At 64.2% G+C, this 3514-nt stretch carries 4 protein-coding genes; all 4 read left to right on the top strand.

The annotated features are described in order from the left end of the window. The first annotated feature begins 174 nt into the window (after positions 1-174). The 4 genes from ehuC to eutB all read left to right on the top strand — a co-directional run bounded on the left by ehuC (position 175) and on the right by eutB (position 3487). Positions 175-834: an ectoine/hydroxyectoine ABC transporter permease subunit EhuC gene (ehuC, locus tag EN939_RS25595; RefSeq protein ID WP_013530328.1), complete on the top strand. Its 660-nt coding sequence runs from the start codon at positions 175-177 to the stop codon at positions 832-834. Between the two features lie 34 nt (positions 835-868). Next, a complete protein-coding gene (ehuD, locus tag EN939_RS25590; protein WP_127270574.1) occupies positions 869-1528 on the top strand; it encodes an ectoine/hydroxyectoine ABC transporter permease subunit EhuD in 660 nt (219 codons plus the stop codon). 3 nt (positions 1529-1531) lie between these two features. Beyond that, entirely contained in the window at positions 1532-2308 is a 777-nt protein-coding gene (eutA, locus tag EN939_RS25585) for an ectoine utilization protein EutA (protein WP_127270572.1), read from the top strand. Positions 2309-2491: 183 nt separating this feature from the next. Then, on the top strand, positions 2492-3487 hold the full coding sequence (gene eutB / locus EN939_RS25575; protein WP_127270570.1) for a hydroxyectoine utilization dehydratase EutB: 996 nt from the start codon (positions 2492-2494) through the stop codon (positions 3485-3487). Positions 3488-3514 lie beyond the last annotated feature (27 nt).

Raw genomic sequence — 3514 nt, 5'->3', positions numbered from 1 at the left:
GCTCTGCGCGGCGAAGTGATTTTTCCTTCTCCCCGTTCAACGGGGAGAAGGTGTCACGAAGTGATGGATGAGGGGCGGCGCCAAGTTCTGAGACTCTAGTGCCGCCCCTCATCTGCCTGCCGGCATCTTCTCCCCGTACGGGGAGAAGGAGCTAAACCCAACGTTGGAACGTAAATGACCCAGTGGTCCGGCTATTTCGGCCTGATATTGCAGGGAGCGCTTGTCACCATCGAGCTGACGCTGATGGGGTCGGTGCTGGCGTTGATCATGGCCTTCCTCGCCGGCATGGGGCGCGTATCGCGCTTCTTTGCGCTGCGTTGGTTGGCCACCGCCTATATCGAATTCTTCCGCGGCACCTCGATCTTCGTGCAGTTGTTCTGGGCCTATTTCGTGCTGCCCTTCATCGGCATTTCGTTGACCCCGTTGCAGGCCGGCGTGCTGGCGCTCGGCCTCAATGTCGGCGCCTACGCCGCCGAAGTCGTGCGCGGCGCCATCCAGTCGATCGGCCGCGAACAGTATGAGGCCTGCACCGCGCTCAATCTCGGGCGGTGGCAAGGCATGCGCCACATCATCCTGCCGCAGGCGCTGCTGGTGATGCTGCCGACTTTCGGCAACAACGCCATCGAATTGCTCAAGGCGACCGCCGTGGTGTCGCTGATCTCGCTCACCGACCTGACCTTCCAGGCGCAGGTGGTGCGCGCCCAGACCGGCAACACCCTGGTGCCATTCACCACCATCCTGATCATCTATTTCATCCTCGCCCTGCTCATCTCGTGGGGCGTGCGCTCGCTGGAACGACGCATGGCGCGCGGCCTCGATGGGGTGCGTGCCTGATGGCCAATTTCCTTCTGATAAATTGGGCCTGCTGATGGAATGGGATTGGAATTTCGTCTGGGAAATCATGCCGACGCTGATCCAGGGGGTGAAGATCACCATCCTGGCGACGCTGCTCGGCTCGGTGCTGGCGGCGGTCGTCGGGCTGGGCATTGCGCTGGCGCGCCGCTCGCCCAACAAAGCGCTGTCGCGCACGGTCGGCTGGGCGGCTGAATTCATCCGTGGCACGCCGCTGCTGGTGCAGCTCTATTTCATTTTCTACGTGCTGCCCGACATCGGCATCCTGTTGCCGCCGCTGGTCGCCGGTGTCATCGGGCTCGGGCTGCATTACGGCACCTACACGGCCGAGGTTTATCGTGCCGGCATCGACAATGTGCCGCGCGGCCAATGGGAGGCCGCCAAGGCATGCAATTTGAGCGCCAGTCAGACCTGGACCCACATCATCATTCCGCAGGCCATCCCGCCGATGATTCCGGCGCTCGCCAATTATTTCATCGCCATGTTCAAGGAAACGCCGCTGCTGTCGGCAATCACCGTGCTGGAACTGATGAACCAGGCCAAAAGCGTCGCCAACACCTACTATCGCTATATCGAGCCGATCACCTTGGTCGGTGCTTTCTTCCTGGTCATCAGTCTGTTTTCGGTCGTGCTGCTGCGCTGGCTGGAACGCCGCTACGGCAAGATCGAGAGGTAACCGATGAAACCCTTGCCCGAGATCAAGATCTACCCGAAACGGCCGGCGCTGGATGCACGCCCGCTCGACATGCGCATCGGCCTGATCATCCTGGCCACTGACCACACCAGCGAACCGGATTTCCGCCGCATGGTGGCGAGCGAGCGGGTCGGCGTCTATGTCGCGCGCATTCCCTATGCCAACCCGACGACGCCTGAAAACCTGCGCAAGATGCAGCCGGCGCTGACGGCGGGCGCCGCCCTGATCCTGCCGGACGAGAAGCTCGATGCCATCTGCTATTCCTGCACTTCGGCCTCGGTGGTAATCGGCGATGCCGAGATCGAGGCGGCGATCCAGGTCGCAAAGCCCGGCGTGCCGGTGGTCACACCGCCGATGGCGGGCGTGCGCGGGCTGCGTGCGCTGGGCGCAAACAAGCTCAGCATCCTCACTCCCTACACGGTCGAGACATCCAGGCCGATGGCCGCCTATTTCGCGGCGCGCGGCTTCGAGATCGTCAGCTTCACCTGCCTCGGTTTCGAGGACGACCGCGAGATGGCGCGCATCGCACCGGCAACCCTTGTCGATCTTGCGCGGGAAGCGACCGACGCCAGCGCCGATGCGCTGTTCGTGTCCTGCACGGCGCTGCGTAGCGCCCTCGCGCTCACCGGCATGGAAAAGGCGATCGGACGTCCCGTGGTGACCAGCAACCAGGCGACCGCCTGGAACTGCCTGAGATTGTGCGGGGATGAGGCGCCGCATCCTGAGTTCGGGCGGCTGATGACGTTGCCGTTGGTTCAGTAAGACGATGTCCCACATTCACGAGCGACCCCCTCTGGCCTGCCGGCCATCTCCCCCTCGAGGGGGGAGATTAGCTGCTGCCCGGCTTTCGCCAATCACCGACGTGACAGGAAGAACGGCAGCGTCGAAGCTGCCAATCTCCCCCCTCGAGGGGGAGATGGCCGGCAGGCCAGAGGGGGTCGCCCCATGACGCGCGCCGTCGCCCTAGCGGACATCCGTATCGCCCGTGACCGTATCGCTGGCAAAGTCGAGCGCACGCCGACCGTGCTGTCCCCGAGCCTATCCGAACAACTGGGCGTCCCCGTTCACCTCAAGCTCGAACACCGGCAGACCACCGGCAGCTTCAAGCTGCGTGGCGCCTCGAACGCCGTCGCCTCGTTGAACGCCGAACAGAAGGCGCGGGGCGTGGTCGCGGCCTCGACCGGCAATCATGGCCGCGCGCTGGCGCATGCGGCGAAGCTTGAGGGCATGCGCGCCGTAATCTGCATGTCGCGCCTGGTGCCCGGCAACAAGCTCGACGAGATCCGCCGGCTTGGCGCGGAGGTCCGCATTATCGGCGACAGCCAGGACGATGCCCAGCAGGAGGTCGATCGGCTGGTGGCGCAAGAGGGGCTGGTGATGCTGCCGCCCTTCGACCATCCCGACATTATCGCCGGGCAAGGCACGGTCGGGCTTGAGATAATCGGGCAGGTCCCGGATGCCGCCCTCGTTCTGGTCCAACTCTCCGGCGGTGGGCTCGCCTCAGGGGTTGCTACGGCCATCAAAGGCGTCAGCCCCCGGACAAAAGTCATCGGTGTCTCGATGGCGCGTGGCGCGGCGATGAAGGCCAGCCTCGATGCGGGCCAACCGGTATTGGTGGAAGAATTGCCGACGCTGGCGGATTCGCTCGGCGGCGGCATCGGCCTCGACAATCGGCTGACCTTCGCCATGTGCCGCGACCTGCTCGATGATGTCATCCTGCTCAGCGAAGACGAGATCGCCGCCGGAATCCGTCACGCCTATGCGCAGGAGCGCGAAATCGTCGAGGGCGCGGGCGCTGTCGGCATCGCCGCACTGCTGGCCGGCAAGGTCAGGTCGGACGGGCCGGTGGTTGTTCTGCTGTCCGGTCGCAACATCGATATGGACGCGCACCGCACAATCGTTTGCGGCGTAGCGCCATCGCTCAAGGAGCGCGCCGCATGAGCCGGATGACCATCCTTACCGAGAAAG

This window comes from Mesorhizobium sp. M7A.F.Ca.CA.002.05.1.1 (genome assembly GCF_003998335.1).
Lineage (GTDB): Bacteria > Pseudomonadota > Alphaproteobacteria > Rhizobiales > Rhizobiaceae > Mesorhizobium.
This window is presented reverse-complemented; position numbering and strand designations above follow the sequence as displayed.